This is a genomic window from Proteus sp. G2609 (assembly GCF_963896135.1).
Taxonomy (GTDB): Bacteria; Pseudomonadota; Gammaproteobacteria; order Enterobacterales; family Enterobacteriaceae; genus Proteus; species Proteus mirabilis.
The window spans coordinates 1-18,258 of sequence record NZ_CAWQNB010000042.1; the positions used below are offsets into that span (position 1 = coordinate 1).

At 39.6% G+C, this 18,258-nt stretch carries 21 protein-coding genes; 10 read left to right on the top strand and 11 right to left on the bottom strand.

Annotated elements, in window-relative coordinates; genetic code table 11:
• On the top strand, window positions 1–413 hold a 413-nt coding region (locus AACV01_RS16170), incomplete at its 5' end, for an RNA-guided endonuclease InsQ/TnpB family protein (protein WP_161682171.1).
• A 70-nt stretch (window positions 414–483) separates the two neighbouring features.
• On the opposite strand, the gene rnt is transcribed toward AACV01_RS16170, so the two are convergent.
• Together rnt and gloA are read right to left on the bottom strand one after the other, a co-directional pair.
• The gene (gene rnt / locus AACV01_RS16175) at window positions 484–1,122 is read right to left on the bottom strand and encodes a ribonuclease T (protein ID WP_004243132.1); all 639 of its coding nucleotides are present in this window, start codon (window positions 1,120–1,122) and stop codon (window positions 484–486) included.
• Between the two features lie 94 nt (window positions 1,123–1,216).
• Complete coding sequence (gene gloA / locus AACV01_RS16180) at window positions 1,217–1,624, bottom strand: lactoylglutathione lyase (RefSeq protein WP_012367981.1); 408 nt, start codon at window positions 1,622–1,624, stop codon at window positions 1,217–1,219.
• A gap of 180 nt (window positions 1,625–1,804) precedes the next feature.
• Here gloA and AACV01_RS16185 point away from each other — a divergent pair, with 180 nt between their 5' ends.
• Window positions 1,805–2,044 (top strand): DUF1289 domain-containing protein, encoded by a 240-nt coding sequence (locus tag AACV01_RS16185; RefSeq protein ID WP_004243130.1) that lies wholly within the window; start codon window positions 1,805–1,807, stop codon window positions 2,042–2,044.
• Window positions 2,045–2,506: 462 nt separating this feature from the next.
• Window positions 2,507–2,935 (top strand): transcriptional regulator SlyA, encoded by a 429-nt coding sequence (slyA, locus tag AACV01_RS16190; RefSeq protein ID WP_004243123.1) that lies wholly within the window; start codon window positions 2,507–2,509, stop codon window positions 2,933–2,935.
• A gap of 344 nt (window positions 2,936–3,279) precedes the next feature.
• Here the strand turns inward: slyA and AACV01_RS16195 are convergent, their stop codons facing one another.
• Entirely contained in the window at window positions 3,280–3,747 is a 468-nt protein-coding gene (locus AACV01_RS16195; protein ID WP_004243121.1) for an outer membrane lipoprotein, read from the bottom strand.
• Window positions 3,748–3,967: 220 nt separating this feature from the next.
• On the opposite strand from AACV01_RS16195, the gene anmK reads away from it, so the two are divergent.
• From anmK to pdxY, 4 genes are all read left to right on the top strand, one after another.
• Window positions 3,968–5,080: an anhydro-N-acetylmuramic acid kinase gene (gene anmK, locus AACV01_RS16200; protein WP_004243120.1), complete on the top strand. Its 1,113-nt coding sequence runs from the start codon at window positions 3,968–3,970 to the stop codon at window positions 5,078–5,080.
• Window positions 5,081–5,123: 43 nt separating this feature from the next.
• The gene (pdxH, locus tag AACV01_RS16205) at window positions 5,124–5,777 is read left to right on the top strand and encodes a pyridoxamine 5'-phosphate oxidase (protein WP_004243118.1); all 654 of its coding nucleotides are present in this window, start codon (window positions 5,124–5,126) and stop codon (window positions 5,775–5,777) included.
• A 130-nt stretch (window positions 5,778–5,907) separates the two neighbouring features.
• The gene (gene tyrS / locus AACV01_RS16210) at window positions 5,908–7,182 is read left to right on the top strand and encodes a tyrosine--tRNA ligase (protein WP_004248155.1); all 1,275 of its coding nucleotides are present in this window, start codon (window positions 5,908–5,910) and stop codon (window positions 7,180–7,182) included.
• 120 nt (window positions 7,183–7,302) lie between these two features.
• Window positions 7,303–8,172: a pyridoxal kinase PdxY gene (gene pdxY, locus AACV01_RS16215; RefSeq protein ID WP_004248153.1), complete on the top strand. Its 870-nt coding sequence runs from the start codon at window positions 7,303–7,305 to the stop codon at window positions 8,170–8,172.
• Between the two features lie 77 nt (window positions 8,173–8,249).
• On the opposite strand, the gene gstA is transcribed toward pdxY, so the two are convergent.
• The 8 genes from gstA to pspF all read right to left on the bottom strand — a co-directional run bounded on the left by gstA (window position 8,250) and on the right by pspF (window position 16,683).
• Window positions 8,250–8,861, bottom strand: coding sequence for a glutathione transferase GstA (gene gstA, locus AACV01_RS16220; RefSeq protein ID WP_161682173.1), 612 nt, complete (start codon window positions 8,859–8,861; stop codon window positions 8,250–8,252).
• Between the two features lie 218 nt (window positions 8,862–9,079).
• Window positions 9,080–9,868, bottom strand: coding sequence for an enoyl-ACP reductase FabI (gene fabI, locus AACV01_RS16225; RefSeq protein ID WP_004243111.1), 789 nt, complete (start codon window positions 9,866–9,868; stop codon window positions 9,080–9,082).
• 208 nt (window positions 9,869–10,076) lie between these two features.
• Window positions 10,077–10,886, bottom strand: coding sequence for a putrescine export ABC transporter ATP-binding protein SapF (gene sapF / locus AACV01_RS16230; RefSeq protein ID WP_004243110.1), 810 nt, complete (start codon window positions 10,884–10,886; stop codon window positions 10,077–10,079).
• Complete coding sequence (gene sapD, locus AACV01_RS16235) at window positions 10,876–11,877, bottom strand: putrescine export ABC transporter ATP-binding protein SapD (protein ID WP_004248150.1); 1,002 nt, start codon at window positions 11,875–11,877, stop codon at window positions 10,876–10,878. Before sapD ends, sapF begins: the two co-directional genes overlap by 11 nt.
• Window positions 11,877–12,770: a putrescine export ABC transporter permease SapC gene (gene sapC, locus AACV01_RS16240; RefSeq protein WP_004243108.1), complete on the bottom strand. Its 894-nt coding sequence runs from the start codon at window positions 12,768–12,770 to the stop codon at window positions 11,877–11,879. Before sapC ends, sapD begins: the two co-directional genes overlap by 1 nt.
• Window positions 12,757–13,722: a putrescine export ABC transporter permease SapB gene (gene sapB / locus AACV01_RS16245; protein ID WP_017628082.1), complete on the bottom strand. Its 966-nt coding sequence runs from the start codon at window positions 13,720–13,722 to the stop codon at window positions 12,757–12,759. Before sapB ends, sapC begins: the two co-directional genes overlap by 14 nt.
• A complete protein-coding gene (sapA, locus tag AACV01_RS16250; RefSeq protein WP_004243105.1) occupies window positions 13,719–15,410 on the bottom strand; it encodes an ABC transporter substrate-binding protein SapA in 1,692 nt (563 codons plus the stop codon). Before sapA ends, sapB begins: the two co-directional genes overlap by 4 nt.
• A 268-nt stretch (window positions 15,411–15,678) precedes the next feature.
• Window positions 15,679–16,683 (bottom strand): phage shock protein operon transcriptional activator, encoded by a 1,005-nt coding sequence (gene pspF, locus AACV01_RS16255; RefSeq protein ID WP_004248148.1) that lies wholly within the window; start codon window positions 16,681–16,683, stop codon window positions 15,679–15,681.
• A 216-nt stretch (window positions 16,684–16,899) separates the two neighbouring features.
• Here pspF and pspA point away from each other — a divergent pair, with 216 nt between their 5' ends.
• Genes pspA through pspC form a run of 3 tightly spaced genes read left to right on the top strand, consistent with a single transcriptional unit; the run spans window position 16,900 to window position 18,191 of the window.
• Entirely contained in the window at window positions 16,900–17,568 is a 669-nt protein-coding gene (pspA, locus tag AACV01_RS16260; RefSeq protein ID WP_017628083.1) for a phage shock protein PspA, read from the top strand.
• 36 nt (window positions 17,569–17,604) lie between these two features.
• On the top strand, window positions 17,605–17,835 hold the full coding sequence (pspB, locus tag AACV01_RS16265; protein ID WP_004243100.1) for an envelope stress response membrane protein PspB: 231 nt from the start codon (window positions 17,605–17,607) through the stop codon (window positions 17,833–17,835).
• Complete coding sequence (gene pspC / locus AACV01_RS16270) at window positions 17,835–18,191, top strand: envelope stress response membrane protein PspC (protein ID WP_004243099.1); 357 nt, start codon at window positions 17,835–17,837, stop codon at window positions 18,189–18,191. Before pspB ends, pspC begins: the two co-directional genes overlap by 1 nt.
• Window positions 18,192–18,258: the final 67 nt, after the last annotated feature.

Consider the following 18,258-nt stretch of genomic DNA (forward strand, 5'->3'; position numbering starts at 1 on the left):
TTGAGGACTTAAAGGTCAGTAACATGTCTAAATCGGCAAAAGGTACGACAGAACGGCATGGACGGAACGTAAAAGCTAAATCTGGTTTAAACCGCTCAATACTGGAGCAGGGCTGGTATGAAATGCGCCGTCAGCTTGAGTACAAGCAGCTCTGGCGAGGAGGTCAGGTACTGGCAATACCTCCTGCCTACACCAGTCAGAAGTGCGCTTGCTGTGGTCATACAGCAAAGGAAAACCGCCAGTCACAAAGTCAATTCGAGTGCCTTGAATGTGGATATACAGCGAATGCTGATATCAACGGGGCACGTAACATTTTAGCGGCAGGACATGCCGTGCTTGCCTGTGGAGGGAGGGTGCAGTCAGACCGCCCGTCGAAGCAGGAACCCGCCGAGGTGATTCAGACATCAGTCTGAACGCAGTAGGGCTCCACGTCCTTTAGGGCGTGGAGGATGTCAAATGGCACAGCCAAATAGATAAGTTTGATTAGGGCGTTGGTAGTGGCCAACCACCTAATTTTTTCCAGCGGTTAACTAATTCACAAAACAGTAATGATGTACGATTGGTATCGTATAAAGCCCCATGAGCGAGTTTACTATCAAAGGGGATACCTGCAGTAATACAGGCTTTCGCTAAAATAGTTTGTCCTAGTACTAAACCACTTAAAGCCGCAGTATCAAAAGTAGCAAAAGGGTGGAAAGGGTTACGCTTTAAACCTGCTCGCTCAGCTGCCGCCATAACAAAGCTATGATCAAAATTAGCATTATGAGCCACAATGATCGCACGGTTACAGTTGGCGTCTTTCATTCCTTTACGTACCATTTTAAAAATGGCGTGTAACGCTTCATATTCGCTGACAGCACCACGAAGAGGATTTGTAGGATCAATTCCGGTAAATTCTAACGCCGCTGGCTCTAAATTTGCGCCCTCAAAGGGGTCGACATGAAAATGCAATGTATTATCAGGTTTTAACCAACCTTGCTCATCCATTTTTAAAGTGATAGCAGCAATTTCAAGTAAGCCATCTGTTTTGGCATTAAATCCACCCGTTTCAACATCAATAACGACTGGATAGTAACCTCGAAAGCGGTTACATAATTCATTAGGGTTTATTTTATCAGGCATTAAACTGTACTTATCCGATGAAAATAGCACATCAGAAATTAATAATAATCAGGAACCAGAAAAGCAATACACGCCTTTCTGGTTTTACTAATATTTAGTTACCCAGTGCTTGACTGGCACTTTTGTTTTCGATTAATTCAATTTTATATCCATCAGGATCTTCTACAAAGGCGATAATTGTTGTACCACCTTTAACAGGGCCTGCTTCACGGGTAACGTTACCCCCCGCTTGACGGATAGCTTCACAAGTTGCAGCTACATCATCAACCCCTAATGCGACATGGCCAAATGCAGTCCCCATTTCGTAGCTAGTCACACCCCAGTTATAGGTTAATTCAATAACAGCACCGCTACTTTCATCACCATAGCCAACAAAAGCCAACGAGTATTTATATTCCTCATTCTCACTGGTGCGTAGAAGTTGCATACCTAAAACTTTGGTATAAAAATCGATAGAGCGTTGTAAATCGCCTACACGGATCATGGTATGAAGTACTCGCATATAAACCTCTCGTGTTTGTTAAATATGACACCCGACAGTATAAACTGATGGTGTTGTACTATAACGCGTTACAGCCCTATAGTTCAATTTACGCTTTACTCATCAGTATTGTAGTAAATGGGCAGATAATATCTCTTTTTACTATACTCTATAGTAACAAATAATTGGGGAGAATAATCAATGCAAGAACAATTAGAATTCTTCGATATCCCAAGCCCTTGCATTGGTCGATGTGAATCTAATTTACAAGGGTATTGCATTGGTTGTTACCGTAGTCGTCAAGAACGCTTTAGTTGGTCAACGATGAGTCAACAAGAAAAACGAAATGTATTGAGACTTTGTCGACAACGATATTTAAGAGCTCAACAAAAAACAGTGTCTGAAACAGAAAAAGAGAATGAACAGCTGGATTTATTTTAAATTTATTATTTATTTTTAAATTTTAAAATAAAACTAACGTTTTAATATAATTTAATTAGTTTATTGATTGTATTTAGTTAGTTCATTTTATTTAATTTTTAAGGTAAATAATATTCATTGTAAATATTTGTTTTGTTAATGGTTTTTAATTCCGTGAATTGTAAGGTTTTTTTGTTTTCTCGGCTTTTCTTGTGAAATAATAATGATTATTATGTAAAAAAATATAGATTAGTTTTTATAACAAGGTTATTCTTTATAGAGATTCATTCGTGGCGATAAATATACATAATTGGATCTTAAAAATAATTTCCTATCTAATAAATAGGATTCTAATATTATAAAAATAAGATAAAGAGGTCGGCTCATCAATCAATAAATAATGTAATTTACAAAATAGTGTTTTTAATGAACATATCTAAACTTTGTAAAAGCTGAAAGAAAAGCGAATTTAAGGAGGGATAAGTGGAATCAACATTAGGAGCTGATTTAGCGCGTTTAGTTCGATTATGGCGTGCCTTAATTGATCACCGACTCAAGCCATTAAAATTGACCCAAACTCATTGGGTAACGTTGTATAATATTAGTCAACTGCCTCCAGAACAATCTCAAATCCAATTGGCTAAAGCAATTGGTATTGAACAACCATCATTAGTGAGAACTCTCGATCAGTTAGAAGAAAAAAAACTGATTTGTAGACATACTTGTTCAAGTGATCGCAGAGCAAAGCGTATAACGTTAACAAAAGAATCAGAACCTTTTATTTCAGAAGTTTATGCAGTTATTGAGAAGACACGTCAAGAAATATTAAGTGGTATAAAGAAGGAAGAAATAGACAACTTGATTTATCTTATTAAAAAGCTAGAGAAAAATATAATTAGATTACATGACTAATTAAATTGGGCTAATTTACAGCAATTTTATTTCTAATGGTTTTATTTGTAATAATTCTATTTATTATTTAATTTCAAAGGGTTTATTATAATTCTACTAGAGGGTAGATAAGATGATTTTATCTAGGAAGTCTATTATTGTTCTTATAATAAAAGCGTTATCAATTAATAATTGATGATAAAAGGCGAATGATTTTTATCATTAATTAAAGGTAGATAATGCAATGTTTGAATTAATTAATAAGTTATAAAACTGGTTATTATAAGTAAAATAATTTCTATTAATAAAACAGGCAACTAGAATGGTTGCCTGTTTTGCTTATCACACATCTCAAGTAAATAAACTTAGCGTGGAGAAACGGTGAGATTATTACCGTTACCAATCACAGCAACACGTTGACCTTGTCTATAGGCAGTATTGTCTGCTTTTTGTACGACAACTACGGTTTTACCGCTATCTAAACGTACTTCCAATTGCACACCCTTGGTTGTATTTAAAGCACCTTGTGCTTGTTGTCCAGCCATACCACCAGCAATAGCACCCGCTGCGGTTGCTAGGTTACGGCCTGTACCACCACCAATTGTATTACCTAATAAACCACCTAATACGGCACCACCGATAGCACCAAGAACATTTTCATCACTACCGGCTTGAATATTTACTGCACGTACTGAAACAATGGTGCCATAAGTTACGTTTTGTGCTTGTTTAGCTTGACTTGCTGTATAAGTATCACCTGATAAAGAGCTTGTATTTACACAACCAGCCAGCGTTGTCACAGCAAAAAGACCAACAAGTAAATGCTTAAACATAATTACTCCTAATGGAAATCTGATAATAATTTTTCAGATTATATCAATTTAATTTAATATCAGTTATAGCTTATTTTTTGCATATGTCGACACTGATTTTAATCGTATACCTCTTACTATATAGTAAAGAGCGCAAGTAAACACTGAAGAGATTTCCGAAAAAAAGAATATAACATTATATGTTAAAAAGTTGCATCATCTTGATTATAAGGAAAAGGGCATGAAAGCAGGGCGATACATTGGTGTGATGTCTGGTACAAGTTTAGATGGTGTTGATGTGGTGTTGGCCGCCATTAGTAATAAACTGGTTGCTCAACAAGCCAACCATTTTTTACCTTATCCTCAAACCTTGCGTCAACGCATTTTAGCCGTTTGCCAAGGCCAACCTGTGACGTTGCATGAGTTAGGCTTATTAGATGCGCAACTGGGTGAACTCTATGCAAAAGCTATTATGGAATTATTAGCGAAAGCGCGATTAAGTGCTGCTGATATCACGGCGATAGGATGTCATGGTCAAACAATTTGGCATGAGCCAGAAAGTGATATCCCGTTTACCATGCAAATTGGTGATAACAATAGAGTGGCTGCCTTGACAGGAATAACCACTGTCGGGGATTTTCGTCGTCGTGATATGGCATATGGTGGGCAAGGTGCACCATTGGTTCCTGCATTTCATCTTGCAGTATTAGGCCATCCTACAGAAAAACGCATTGTGTTAAATATTGGTGGTATTGCCAATATTTCGCTGCTATTACCTGGCGTTGCAGTGAAAGGATATGACACAGGCCCTGGCAATATGCTGTTAGACAGTTGGAACTGGGTTCATAATCAGACAGCCTATGATGATAATGGGCAATGGGCAGCAACTGGAAATGTGAATACTCAATTATTACAGGAAATGCTGGCAGATCCCTATTTTTCTCGTTCAGCGCCAAAAAGTACGGGACGAGAATATTTTAATACCCAATGGTTACATTATCATTTGGCTAAAGTACCCAATGTATTTCCAGAGGATGTACAGGCAACTTTAGTAGAGCTAACCGCTATCAGTATTGCACAGCAAGTACAACTCAATGGTGGATGTGAGCGTTTATTGGTGTGTGGTGGCGGGGCAAAAAACGGTCAAATTATGCATCGTCTTGCCAGCTTATTACCCGGTACAGAAGTCTCGTTAACGGACAAATATGGTCTTAGTGGCGATGATATGGAAGCATTAGCTTTTGCGTGGTTGGCCGCACGAACAATGGCAAATGAACCCGGCAATTTACCTTCTGTTACAGGGGCATCACGAGAAACAATTTTAGGGGCGATTTATCCTACAAATCCTCGATAAGCGTGATATGCTGAGCACAGTATCTCAAAAGAGAGAGTGAAAAATGACAGATCTGGATTTTATTGATGTTGCTGATCTTCGACGTGAATATATGAAAGGTGGATTACGCCGTCATGAATTAACCGAACAGCCATTAGTTTTATTTGAAAAATGGCTTAAGCAAGCTTGTGAAGCTCGCTTAAGTGATCCTACTGCAATGTGTGTGGCAACCGTTGATGAAAATGGACAACCTTATCAACGTATTGTGCTGTTAAAGCACTTTGATGAGAAAGGTTTAGTTTTTTATACCAACTTAGGTAGCCGTAAAGCGAGTCATTTAGAACATAACCAAAGAGTCAGTTTACTCTTCCCTTGGTATCCTTTAGAGCGACAAGTCTGTTTTTTAGGGAAAGCTGAGAAACTTTCAGCATTTGAAGTCGTAAAATATTTCCATAGTCGTCCTAAAGATAGCCAAATAGCGGCTTGGGCATCAAAACAATCTTCTCGCATTTCTGCCCGAGGGGTGCTTGAAAGTAAGTTTTTGGAGTTAAAACAAAAATTTCAACATGGAGAAGTACCTCTACCCAGTTTCTGGGGAGGATATCGTGTCACTTTTGACTCTGTTGAATTTTGGCAAGGTAGAGAAAATCGTCTACACGATCGCTTTATATACCAAAAATCACCAGAAGGATGGTCTATTGAACGTTTAGCACCTTAATTGGGCTAATAAATTTGTATCAAAAAGGCTTTTTCTACTGGTACTTAATGTAGTGGCGCTTTATGCTATACCACTTGTGTTTCACTTATATTTTAAATAGACAAAAAACAATAAACCGATGGAGTCATTGATGTCTAGCAAGAACCTAATCACACAATTGCAGGAGCGTGGGCTTATCGCTCAGGTCACGGATGAGGCAGCTTTAGTGGAGCGTTTGGAGCAAGGTCCTATCGCTCTCTATTGTGGCTTCGATCCTACCGCTGATAGCCTGCACTTGGGGCATTTGGTTCCTTTGCTGTGTTTAAAACGATTCCAACTAGCCGGGCATAAGCCTGTGGCGTTGGTGGGTGGTGCAACGGGTCTTATTGGTGATCCTAGTTTTAAAGCCACCGAGCGCAAACTGAATACCCAAGATACTGTTCACGAGTGGGTAGAAAAAATTCGTAAACAAGTGTCACCTTTCTTAGATTTCGACCGTGGTGAAAACAGTGCGGAATTAGCAAACAACTATGACTGGTTTGGTCAAATGGATGTGCTAACCTTCCTGCGTGATATCGGTAAACACTTCTCTGTGAACCAAATGATCAACAAAGAAGCGGTTAAACAGCGTTTAAACCGTGACGATGTGGGGATCTCTTTTACTGAATTCGCTTATAATCTGTTACAAGCTTATGACTTTGCGTCATTAAACAAAAACCTCGGTGTCGAGTTACAAATTGGTGGCTCAGATCAGTGGGGTAACATTACTTCGGGTATTGATCTAACTCGCCGTTTCAACCAAAAACAAGTATTTGGTATGACAGTACCTTTAATTACCAAATCTGATGGTACTAAATTTGGTAAAACAGAAGGTGGTGCTGTTTGGTTAGATCCGAAGAAAACGAGCCCATATAAATTCTACCAATTCTGGATCAATACCGCGGATGCGGATGTGTATCGCTTCTTAAAATTCTTCACTTTTATGAGCATTGAGGAGATTAATGCACTGGAAGAGGAAGATAAAAACAGCGGTCAAGCACCTCGCGCCCAACGTGTGTTAGCAGAACAAGTTACACGTTTAGTTCATGGTGAAGAAGGTTTAACTGCCGCTAAACGTATTACCGATAGCCTATTTTCAGGAGCTATTGCAGATTTAACGCAAGCTGATCTTGAACAATTAGCGCAAGATGGTATGCCAACTATTGAGTTAGAAAAAGGCAATGATTTACAACAAGCACTGGTCAATGCAGAATTAGTTCCTTCTCGTGGTCAAGCTCGTACAATGATTGGCTCTAACGCAGTATCTATTAATGGCGAAAAACAGGATAATCCTGAATACGTCTTTGAAGAAAAAGATTTCTTATTTGGTCATTATTCCATTTTACGTCGCGGTAAAAAACATTACTGCCTTGTTATCTGGAAATAATTGACAACAAAAGGGCAACAGTAGGTTGCCCTTTTTTGATAACAATAAATAAATGTGTATACCTCGCCTATGATAATAAAGCTTGGGTGTTGTGTGTATTCACAATAATCGGTTTATGTCATGAAAAATATACTCTCTATTCAATCTCATGTAGTTTTTGGTCACGCAGGTAATAGCGCTGCTGAATTTCCAATGCGCCGTATGGGGGTAAATGTTTGGCCTTTAAATACGGTTCAATTTTCCAACCACACACAATATCCAGAAAAATGGACGGGTTGTGTGATGTCGGCAGAGCATATCACTGAGATCGTTGATGGTATCGCTGCTATTGGTAAATTAGCACAGTGTGATGCGGTATTAAGTGGTTATCTTGGCTCGGCAGAGCAAGGCCGACGCATTGTTGATATTGTAAAAAAAGTCAAACAAGCTAATCCTAACGCATGGTACTTTTGTGATCCGGTTATGGGACATCCTGAAAAAGGTTGTATTGTGCCTCCAGAAGTTTCTGGCGTACTTTGTGAAGATGCCTTGCCCATCAGTGATATTATTGCACCCAACTTATTAGAACTTGAAACATTAGCTGGTGGAGCAACGCTGCATAATGTTGACCAATGTGTAAAAGCGGCCCGTCAATTATGCCAGCAAGGGCCTAAAATTGTATTAGTAAAACATTTATCACGAGCAGGCTTTCGTCATGATCGCTTTGAAATGTTACTGGTGACTGCAGATCACAGTTGGCACGTGAGCCGACCGCTGGTTGATTTTGGTGAACGTCAGCCTGTTGGTGTCGGGGATCTAACCAGTGGTTTAATGCTGGTGGATTTACTAAAAGGTGTTGAGCTAAAAACGGCATTAGAGCATGTTGCTGCTGCTGTTTATGAAGTGATGTTAAAAACTAAAGAGATGAATGAGTACGAGTTACAACTCGTCGCCGCTCAAGATCAAATGGTGCACCCAACCCATAACTTCTGTGCAACGCAGTTAGATTAATCATATTGTTAATATAAAGCGGAAGTCATTAATTTCCGCTTTTTATGTTTATTAATAAGACTTGCCTTTATAGCAACTTACTCTTTTATTAATCCTTCCGTGACTAGTGCACTATGCACATTAGGACGTTGTGCAATACGTGCTAGATAGTCTTGTAAATGGCTTAAGTCGGTTAAATCTAGCGCCACATGAGGTGCCCATTGACTTAACGTAAACAGATACGCATCCGCCACAGTAAAGTGATCACCACAAACACATTTTTGTTTGCTTAGTACATCATTAATATAAACAAATTTACTTTTTAGTTTGTTTTTTACCACAGGGAGATAACTTTCAGGCGTATCAGATGAAAATAGAGGGCCATAGCCTTTATGAACTTCACTGGCAAGAAAGTTTAGCCACTCAATTTGATGATAACGTTCTAATGCTTTTGGTGGGGCAATAAGATTTCTATCTGGCTTCAGATCGGCAAGATACTGCACAATAGCAACACCCTCCGTTAAAATATCACCATTATCTAATTGAAGAACCGGAACTTGCCCTTTAGGGTTGATGGCAAGAAAATCTTTCCCTGACTCTGTTTTTTTGGTGCGTAAATCAATGCGCTCAATAGAAAAGTCGAGACCCGTTTCACGTAGAACGATATGAGGAGAAAGCGAGCAACTACCCGGCGTGTAGTACAATTTCATCTTAAATAACTCCCTATCAATGAGTGGTGATACCCGTGAAGATAAGAAATACCCTCACTAATATTAGATAATAAGGCGTTATAAGAATTTAGCAAACGCAAATCTGGCAAATAAAATAGGCTTTTGTAAATCTGTGAACAGTACAACTTATTCGTGAAAAAAGAAAACCTCGAAGAATTTCGAGGTTTTCAGAAAGAATGTAATGAAATAAAGGGAAATTATTTCAACTCTAATTCATTCATTGCTGCAATGCTAAAACCACCGTCTACGTGAATGATTTCACCGGTGATCCCGCCAGATAAGTCAGAGCATAAGAAAGCTGCAGTATTACCCACATCTTCAGTAGTGACTGTGCGACGTAAAGGGGTGACAGATTCGCAATGGCTTAACATTTTACGGAAATCTTTGATACCAGATGCTGCTAAGGTACGAATTGGACCTGCAGAGATACCGTTAACACGAATACCTTCAGGACCCATAGCATTTGCCATATAACGTACGTTTGCTTCTAGAGAAGCTTTAGCTAACCCCATAACATTATAGTTAGGAATTGCACGCTCAGCACCGAGGTAAGTCAGCGTTAATAATGCAGAGTTTGGATTTAACATTGCACGGCTTGCTTTTGCCATTGCAACAAAGCTATATGCACTGATGTCATGGGCAATTTTAAAGCCTTCACGAGTGACAGCGTTAACATAGTCGCCATCTAATTGGTCAGCAGGTGCGAAACCGATAGAGTGAACAAAACCATCATATTTAGGCCAAACTTTTGCTAGCTCTGCATACATTGCGTCAATGCTTTCATCTTTTGACACATCACACTCTAATACGATGTTAGAATTTAATGAGGCTGCAAACTCTTCAACGCGAGGTTTGAGTTTTTCATTCTGATAAGTAAAAGCCAGTTCAGCGCCTTGATCGTGCATGGCTTTGGCAATACCATAAGCAATTGATAATTTGCTCGCAACACCAGTAATCAGAATGCGTTTGCCGGTCATAAAGCCCATAGCTGTATCCTTGTTTGTTCGTAAATTGCGATAATAACATCATGCAGAATTTTATTTATCTGTTAGGTTATCACGCTTATTGTTAATAAATCGTGGCTGATTCTACCACGACATTTGTAAATTTGTTTAATTTCCCTTGCACCTCCGAGGAGTTGAAGGAAAAGGGTGAAATAATAAACAATTAATATGATGTTAATGCTGTTTAATATTAAGGTAAATCTTGTCGCCAAGCTTCTGCCGTAAGTGCTTCCCCAAAATGACTAGCCACTAATCGACGTGTCACTTCATGTAAAGGTGATGCTAATACCTCAGCGGTGTTACCACGCTCGACCACTTCGCCATTATCCATCACCATGACTTTATCACTAATATGCTTAGTCATTCCTAAATTTTGTGTCACATAGATATAGGCAATTTCATGTGTCTCTTGTAGCTCTAACATCAAATTAATAATTTGTGAACGTAAAGACATATCTAAAGAGGCAATAGCTTCATCCGCTATAATCACCTGTGGCTGTAAAATAAGAGCACGAGCTAAGGCGATCCGCTGGCGTTGTCCTGAGGCAAACATATGTGGATAGTAATTAGCATGTTCTGGTAATAGTCCCACTTGCCGCAAAGTTTGATAAATGCGTTTTTCTCGCTCTATGCCACTAAGTTCGGTATTAAGTCGTAATGGTAAGTCTAATGTTTGCCCGATACGCTGACGTGGATTGAGTGAGTTTGTGGGATCTTGAAATATCATCCGAATGCGTTGACTACGATAAGAGTAATCGCCAAAACTTAATTGATGACCGTTTATAAAAATATCACCACCCGTTGGCTCTGTAACGCCGGATAACATTCTAGCTAATGTTGATTTACCTGAACCATTAGCGCCAATAATCGCCAGTGTTTGCTTCGGTTCAAGAGTGAAACTCACCGGTTTTACCGCTTTCAACTGCTGGCGATGGAATAATCCTGTACGGTAACGAAATGTTTTTGATAAGTTTTTGACTTCAAGTAATTTATCGAACATCTGTCGTCTCCACATTTAATGGGAAATGACAAGCCACCGCATGATTTTTAAATGCACGTAATCGAGGTGCTTCAATACATTGACGTTGTGCATAAGGACAACGAGGGCCTAAACGGCACCCAACAGGTAGGTGCTCTAAAGAGGGGATCGCACCGGGTAGCGTATTTAAACGGCTTTTATGAGGCAAAGAGTTAGTAAAATCAGGAATAGAGCGGATAAGAGCTTGTGTATAAGGATGATAGGGGGTAACCAATAGTTCTTCAGGTATGGCGGTTTCCACTGTCTGACCACAATACATGACCGTAATTTTACTGGCTAATTTACTCATCCACTGCAAATCATGGCTAATTAATAAAATAGTCATATTATTATTTTGATTTAAACGGGTGAGTAAACGAAATATTTGTGTTTGCGTTGCCGGCTCCATCGCATTAGTTGGTTCATCGGCAATCAGTAAACGGGGTTGGTTAGCAATGGCAATGGCTATCATCACTTTTTGGCATTCACCCTCGGTTAACTCATAAGGATAGCTACGCATGATATCTTTATGATCTTTAATACCAACCCGATGAAGTAACTCAATTGCACGGCGTTTTCGCCAATGAAAACGTTGCCACCAGTGGCCTTTAAATGTCCAACCAGGGATCGCTTGAATAAGCTGGTGTTCAATTTTGGTCGCCGGATCAAGACAAGATTGAGGCTCTTGGAAAATCATCGACACATTATGACCAATCACCCGACGACGTGCTCTTGGTGATAATTTAAGTAAATCAATATCATCGAACCGAAAGCGATCCGCAGTCACTTTAATATTATCTTTAGTCACGCCACAAATTGCCTTAGCGATCAAACTTTTTCCGGAGCCAGATTCACCGACTAAACCTCTCACTTCTCCCTCACTGAGGGTAATGGAAACGCGATCTACCGCTTTTACCGGGCCATCGGGTGTCATAAACTCAATAGTTAGGTTGCGTATGTCTAATAACGGCATTATTCCACCCCCTCATTAATGGCACGTTGTAAGCCATCCCCTAATAAATTGACAAGTAATACACTGATCATAATGGTGGCTCCGGGGATAAGGACTGTCCAAGGTGCAGCATAGATTAACTCTAGGGAATCGCCGAGCATCGCCCCCCATTCAGGTGAAGGTAATTGAGCGCCTAAATTCAGAAACCCTAATGCCGTGATATCTAATATTGCGATAGAAAAAGCCCGAGTTAATTCAGAAACCAATACTGGGGTAATATTCGGCAATACGGTATACCATAAAATAGAGATATTTGATGCACCATCAAGACGTGAGGCAATAACGTACTCTTTATTTAATTCATCATTTACCGCTGAATAGATCATTCTCACTAAGCGGGGGAGTAGTGCTAGCCAAATTGCTATCATGGCGTGCTCTAAACTTGCCCCTACAAAAGCGACCACAATAATGGCTAATAAGAGTGATGGAATGGATAACAGTGTATCTAAAATATGATTTAACACTGCGGATTTTAGGCCGTGGGTCATTCCTGCAAGGCAACCCATAATTAACCCCATAAGTGTCGCCGCAAAGGTGACAATAAAAGCGCCACCAAAGGTCATACTCGTACCAATTAAAATACGGCTAAAGACATCGCGCCCTAAATCATCAGTACCAAAAAAGAAGGTGACATTACCGTTTTGATACCAAGAAGGCGGTGTTAATTGATGACCGAAGAATTGTTGGTCGAGTGCATAAGGCGCAATATAAGGACCAACAATACTTAATATTAACAGGAAGATAACACCATAAAAGCCCACCATGGAGAGAATATCTTTAGAAAAACATTGCCAAATCACCGCAGCTGGTGATGGTGTTTTTTTCTCTTTATAAAACTGGCTATCTAAAGGCATATCCCACCTTGTGTTTCATTGGATTACTCATCGCACCGACAATATCTGATAACACATTGACGATGATAACCATTGAACCAACAACCATAACACCGGCTGAAATAGCCGAATAGTCTTGTTGGCGAATGGCCGTTACTAGCCAACGGCCTAATCCTGGCCAGTTAAAAACAATTTCGGTCACCATCGTTAGTGTTAACATGGTAGAAAACTGTAAGCCTAATTTGGGAATAATAGGGGGTAATGCATTATGTAGAATATGACGGCGAATAATAGTAAAGCGTGATAAGCCACGGGTTGCCGCTGCTTTCACATAATTCTCAACCATGATCTCTTCTGTACTATTACGCATCAACCTAATAACTTCCGTAGTAGGAGCAATAGCTAGTGTAGTCACGGGTAGAATTAAATGTTGCAAAACGTTTATGATCATCTGTTGACGATAAGGCGAATCCGATAGCCAAGCATCAACGACTGCGATCCCCGTTATAGGCTGTAAGTTATACAGTAAATCAATACGGCCTGAAACAGGTAGCCAACCTAGCTTTAATGAAAAGAAAAGTGTCAGTAATAATGCAAGACCAAAGACCGGAACTGAAAAGCCCAAAAGTGCGAGGTGGCTAATAAAAGTATCTGCAGGTTTATTGCGCCATACACCCGCGATGATCCCCGCAGGAATGCCGATAAGTAGGGCAAAGATAAATGCCAATGCACATAACTCCATAGTGGCAGGGAATGCTTCAATAAGTTGTGCTTTAATGGGTTCGCCATTAATTGAAGAAATTCCAAAATCAAAATGGAACATATTGTGGGTATAAAAAAAGTAGGCATCAAATAAAGAAGCACCACTTAACGGCCCATTGGGTGTGTAATAGCTGAGACTAAAACTCACCAGTGACAAGAAAAAGAGCGTCACAATTAATAACAGTAAGCGACGTATCGAGTAGATAATCATGGGTTTGTTGTAGCCTCTTGGTTGTGACTATCCTCATCAACTTCTGCTTCGCGATACACACCGGCAAAAGAAGCGTTACCAAATGTACTTAATACAAGTCCTTTAATATCATAACGATAAGCCTGCATACGTAAAGAATTAGCTAATGGTAAAACCGGTAGCTCTTGCGCTAAAATATCTTGTGCTTGGTGATAATAGTCTATACGAGAGGCCAGTTGTTGGCTATAAAGCGCCTGTTGTAGCACATTGTCAAATGCCGGTGAGCACCAATGACTTAAATTGGTTTGCGAACTAATAGCCGCACAACTAAATAATGGGCGGAAAAAACTATCGGGGTCGTTACTGTCCGTTGACCATCCTGATAAAGTCATATCATGAGTTCTATCCATCAAACTGGTTTCTTGATAGCGACCTTCTATAGGTCGAATATTCATTTGGATACCTACTTGGGCTAAATCAGCTTGAATTAATTCAGCCATTTTTAACGGGCTGGGATTATAAGATTGCGGAGCACTGGGAACCCAAAGGTTTAATTTAAGTCCTTCAAGTCCCAACTCTTTTAATATTTGCTTCGATTTTTCAGGATTATATTCGGTAATTTTAGCACGATTATCATAAGCCCAAGAGGCACGAGGTAAAACCGATGCGGCTGTTTCAGCCGTACCGTAATAAATAGATCCCATTAGTCGTTCATTATTAATCGCATAAGCGATGGCTTGACGCACTTTTAGATCGTTAAACGGTGGCTTATTAGTATTAAACGCAAGATAAGCAATATTCATTCCTGAACGTAATGTAAGGCGTAAACGAGGATCATCACGTAAGACCTTTAATTGGCTTGCCGCAGGATAGGCCAATACATCACACTCTCCCGTTAAGAGTTTAGATATACGTCCAGTACCGCCTGCACCCGTGTCTATAACCACTTGTTGCATTTTGGGCTGACCTTTCCAGTATTGCTCATTTCTCAGTAATCGAACAAATTGGCCTGGCTGAAATTCATCAAGATAAAAAGGCCCTGAGCCTACAGGTTTCCAATCAAGTTGCGATTGATTACCCGATTTTTCAAGGTTACTGGCATATTCTTCTGAAAGGATAGGCGCATAATGGGTTGCTAAATGCCATAAAAAAGAAGCATCAGGAGATTTTAGATTAAATTCAACAGTGTATTTGCCTAACTTTTTAATTGATTTGATATTATCAGCCAAACTTAAACTATCAAAATAGGGGTATTTACCACCATTAACTTGATTATAAGGATTATTGGCAGAAAACATGCGCTCAAAACTAAAGATAACATCGTCTGCGGTGAGTTTACGTGTAGGCGTAAACCAAGGTGTTGTCTGGAATGACACATTTTTACGCAAATAAAAGCGATAAGTTGCGCCATTATCGAGAGACTCCCAACGTGCGGCAATTTCAGGGATCAAACGATAGGTATAAGGGTCAACATCTAAAAGACGATCGTAAAGTTGCGCGGCTAGGGGATCAATAATTAATCCACTACTCGAAAGTTGAGGATTAAACGTATTTACACTGCCATCAACACAATAGACAAAGCCATTTTGATGAATGTTTGTAGGCTCTTGCGCGACAGATAGCTCTGTAGCTTTGGTAGCTATCTCTGCCATACAAGTCATACTTATTGAAGCCAGTAGCATAGTACTAATAAGTAAAATAGGGCGCATAATTATGTCTTTTAGATAAACGATTTGGCTATTGTAACTTAAAAAACTGGCTAGCCCAAAATTGTCAAAAAAAACAAATTGAGAAAAATTCTCAATAAAAAGCTTTACAAACGCTAATGATAAAGATTATCATCCGTATTGTCCTTTGGCGATAGAGGTTTTTCGCACAAGGGCACGACATTGCTCACATTGCTTCCAGTATTATTTTACTAGCCAGCTCGGGTGCTGGCTTTTTTTTTGTCTGTCTTTGCTCATCTTATTTACAAAACTAGACCGACAATTTTATGTGATGTTTTTTTATTAATCCGCGTAATTGATCATAGCTCAATGCTAATTTTTCTGCCGCCATCTTCTGGTTATAACGACTCTCTTTCAATGCTTGCTCTAGTAAGTTTTTTTCTGTGCTATGTTGCCATTGGCGTAAATCTAGCGGTAATGGTGGTAATGAAAAGATCATCTCCTTTTGAGGCTGAGGTTGCTCAGCTATGGTTGAAGACGAAAAGCGCGCAAAAGGGTCGATAATAATATTATCCAGTTCACGCTCACTGGTGCCATGGCGATAAACAGAACGTTCAACCACATTTTTTAGTTCGCGAATATTCCCCGGCCAACGGTAATCTAAAAGAATTTGGCGGGCATTGTCACTAAAACCGGGGAAAAAGGGCAACCCTAACTCTTGGCACATAGCAATCGCAAAGTTTTCAGCCAGTAGCATAATATCGGCTTTACGCTCTCTTAAAGGGGGCAGACGAATTACGTCAAAGGCCAATCTATCCAGTAAATCAGCACGAAATTTACCCTCGTCCGCCATTGCCGGTAGATCTGCGTTAGTGGCACAGATAAGGCGCACATCGACATGCAGCGATTGACTACCTCCCACTCGTTCTAAATGGCCATACTCAATAACGCGTAGCAACTTTTCTTGCACCAGCATCGGTGCAGTGGCTAGCTCATCAAGAAAAAGAGAGCCGCCATCGGCACGCTCAAAACGTCCTTGATGGCGGTTTTTCGCTCCGGTAAATGCCCCCGCTTCATGACCAAACAGCTCTGAATCAAGCAAATTATCGTTTAATGCCGAACAGTTAATGGAAATAAATGGTCCTTGCCACCAAGGTGATAAATAGTGTAATCGATGAGCGATAAGCTCTTTACCAGTACCACGTTCACCAATAATCAACACCGGTTTTTTGAGTTGAGCGAGGGCTGAGGTTTGTTCTAAAACATCGATAAAATGACTATCAACACCAATTATTGTCTCTAAATTCTCTTGCATTGGTTAAAATCACCATATTGAGGTATTTCTCACCAGTCTATCAGTAGTGTGAAAAATAGGCGAGGAAAAATAAAATGTTATTTATTAATGTGTTAAGTTGTTTTGAAAAGTTGGCACGCAAATTGTATTAACTATAGCAACTGGGCGTTATTGTTAATAACGCTATTTAATCAACACTCAAGGCTATTATTTATCATAGCTATTAAGGATAACATCATGGGTATATTTTCACGTTTTGCTGATATTATTAATGCCAACATCGCTTCTTTGCTGGATAAAGCAGAAGATCCTGAAAAAATGATCCGCTTAATGATCCAAGAAATGGAAGACATGTTAGTTGAGATCAGAACAACTTCTGCACGCACGCTAGCAGAGAAAAAAAGCTTAGAGCGCCGTATTGAGCAAGCAGAAAAACAAATTAAAGATTGGCAAGATAAAGCGGAACTCGCGCTGATTAAAGATAAAGAAGATTTAGCACGTGCGGCGTTAATTGAAAAACAACGTGTTGCTTCAATGTGCGATACCTTAAAACACGAACTAATTATCATTGATGAAACATTAGATCGCCTTAAAGGTGAAATCAGTGAATTAGAAAATAAACTGACAGAAACGCGTGCTAAACAGCAATCGTTAGTGGTTCGCCACCAAGCTGCAAACTCTTCACGTCAGGTTCGTCGTCAATTAGATAGCGGTAAAATGGATGCGGCAATGGCGCGCTTTGAACAATTTGAGCGTCGAATTGATCATATGGAAGGCGAAGCGCAAAGCTATGGATTAGGTAAAGAAAAATCATTAGAACAACAGTTTGCTGAGTTGAAAGCCGATGATGAAATTAGCGCGCAATTAGCGGCATTAAAAGCTAAAATCAATACTAATAAAGAGTAACAGCAAGCGTAATAACCATCTTATAAAGGATATGTAATGGGCTATATATTTCTGGGAATACCACTGACAATTTTTGTGTTATTTATTCTTCCTATTTGGTTATGGTTGCACTATAACAGCCAAAAAGGGGGAGGGAAGGTTCAGTTAACCCAACAAGAAATGCAGCGACTGAGCGCGCTGGTGGATAAAGCTCAGCAAATGCAGGAACGCATTAAGACATTAGAAGATATTCTTGATGCAGAACATCCTAACTGGAGGCAATCATAATGACGATGCAGAGCAAATCATTGTATCGCTTGCCACAAGAAGGCATGATCCGTGGCGTATGTGCTGGGCTTGCCCATTATTTTAATATTCCTGTGCTATTAGTCAGGGTTATTGCGGTGATTGCACTCTTTGCTGGTTTTTTTGGCTTAACCATTGTTGTTTATCTTGTTTTAAGTTTCTTTATGGAGCCTGCACCTGATAATTATAACCAACATCAGGAACAGCAAGAGGATTTAAAAGCTATTTTAAAAGAAGTGGATAGTCAATTAACAAAAGGTGAAAAACGTTTACAACAAATGGAACGTTATATTACTTCTTCGACTTATCAGCTCAATAAACGCTTTCAAGATTTATAATTTTCTTGCCACTTAATCTAATATGACGCTCCAATACTAGGAGCGTCTTTATTTGGATATAAACCAT

Bases quoted from the DNA above. Each gene is read 5' to 3' on its own strand.
- sapA (WP_004243105.1), bottom strand. From the start codon at position 15,410: ATGCGCCCTATTTTACTTATTAGTACTATGCTACTGGCTTCAATAAGT.
- fabI (WP_004243111.1), bottom strand. From the start codon at position 9,868: ATGGGCTTTATGACCGGCAAACGCATTCTGATTACTGGTGTTGCGAGC.
- gloA (WP_012367981.1), bottom strand. From the start codon at position 1,624: ATGCGAGTACTTCATACCATGATCCGTGTAGGCGATTTACAACGCTCT.
- AACV01_RS16195 (WP_004243121.1), bottom strand. From the start codon at position 3,747: ATGTTTAAGCATTTACTTGTTGGTCTTTTTGCTGTGACAACGCTGGCT.
- anmK (WP_004243120.1), top strand. From the start codon at position 3,968: ATGAAAGCAGGGCGATACATTGGTGTGATGTCTGGTACAAGTTTAGAT.
- sapC (WP_004243108.1), bottom strand. From the start codon at position 12,770: ATGCCTTTAGATAGCCAGTTTTATAAAGAGAAAAAAACACCATCACCA.
- pdxY (WP_004248153.1), top strand. From the start codon at position 7,303: ATGAAAAATATACTCTCTATTCAATCTCATGTAGTTTTTGGTCACGCA.
- pspC (WP_004243099.1), top strand. From the start codon at position 17,835: ATGACGATGCAGAGCAAATCATTGTATCGCTTGCCACAAGAAGGCATG.
- AACV01_RS16185 (WP_004243130.1), top strand. From the start codon at position 1,805: ATGCAAGAACAATTAGAATTCTTCGATATCCCAAGCCCTTGCATTGGT.
- rnt (WP_004243132.1), bottom strand. From the start codon at position 1,122: ATGCCTGATAAAATAAACCCTAATGAATTATGTAACCGCTTTCGAGGT.
- pspB (WP_004243100.1), top strand. From the start codon at position 17,605: ATGGGCTATATATTTCTGGGAATACCACTGACAATTTTTGTGTTATTT.
- sapD (WP_004248150.1), bottom strand. From the start codon at position 11,877: ATGCCGTTATTAGACATACGCAACCTAACTATTGAGTTTATGACACCC.
- pdxH (WP_004243118.1), top strand. From the start codon at position 5,124: ATGACAGATCTGGATTTTATTGATGTTGCTGATCTTCGACGTGAATAT.
- sapB (WP_017628082.1), bottom strand. From the start codon at position 13,722: ATGATTATCTACTCGATACGTCGCTTACTGTTATTAATTGTGACGCTC.
- tyrS (WP_004248155.1), top strand. From the start codon at position 5,908: ATGTCTAGCAAGAACCTAATCACACAATTGCAGGAGCGTGGGCTTATC.
- gstA (WP_161682173.1), bottom strand. From the start codon at position 8,861: ATGAAATTGTACTACACGCCGGGTAGTTGCTCGCTTTCTCCTCATATC.
- sapF (WP_004243110.1), bottom strand. From the start codon at position 10,886: ATGTTCGATAAATTACTTGAAGTCAAAAACTTATCAAAAACATTTCGT.
- pspF (WP_004248148.1), bottom strand. From the start codon at position 16,683: ATGCAAGAGAATTTAGAGACAATAATTGGTGTTGATAGTCATTTTATC.
- pspA (WP_017628083.1), top strand. From the start codon at position 16,900: ATGGGTATATTTTCACGTTTTGCTGATATTATTAATGCCAACATCGCT.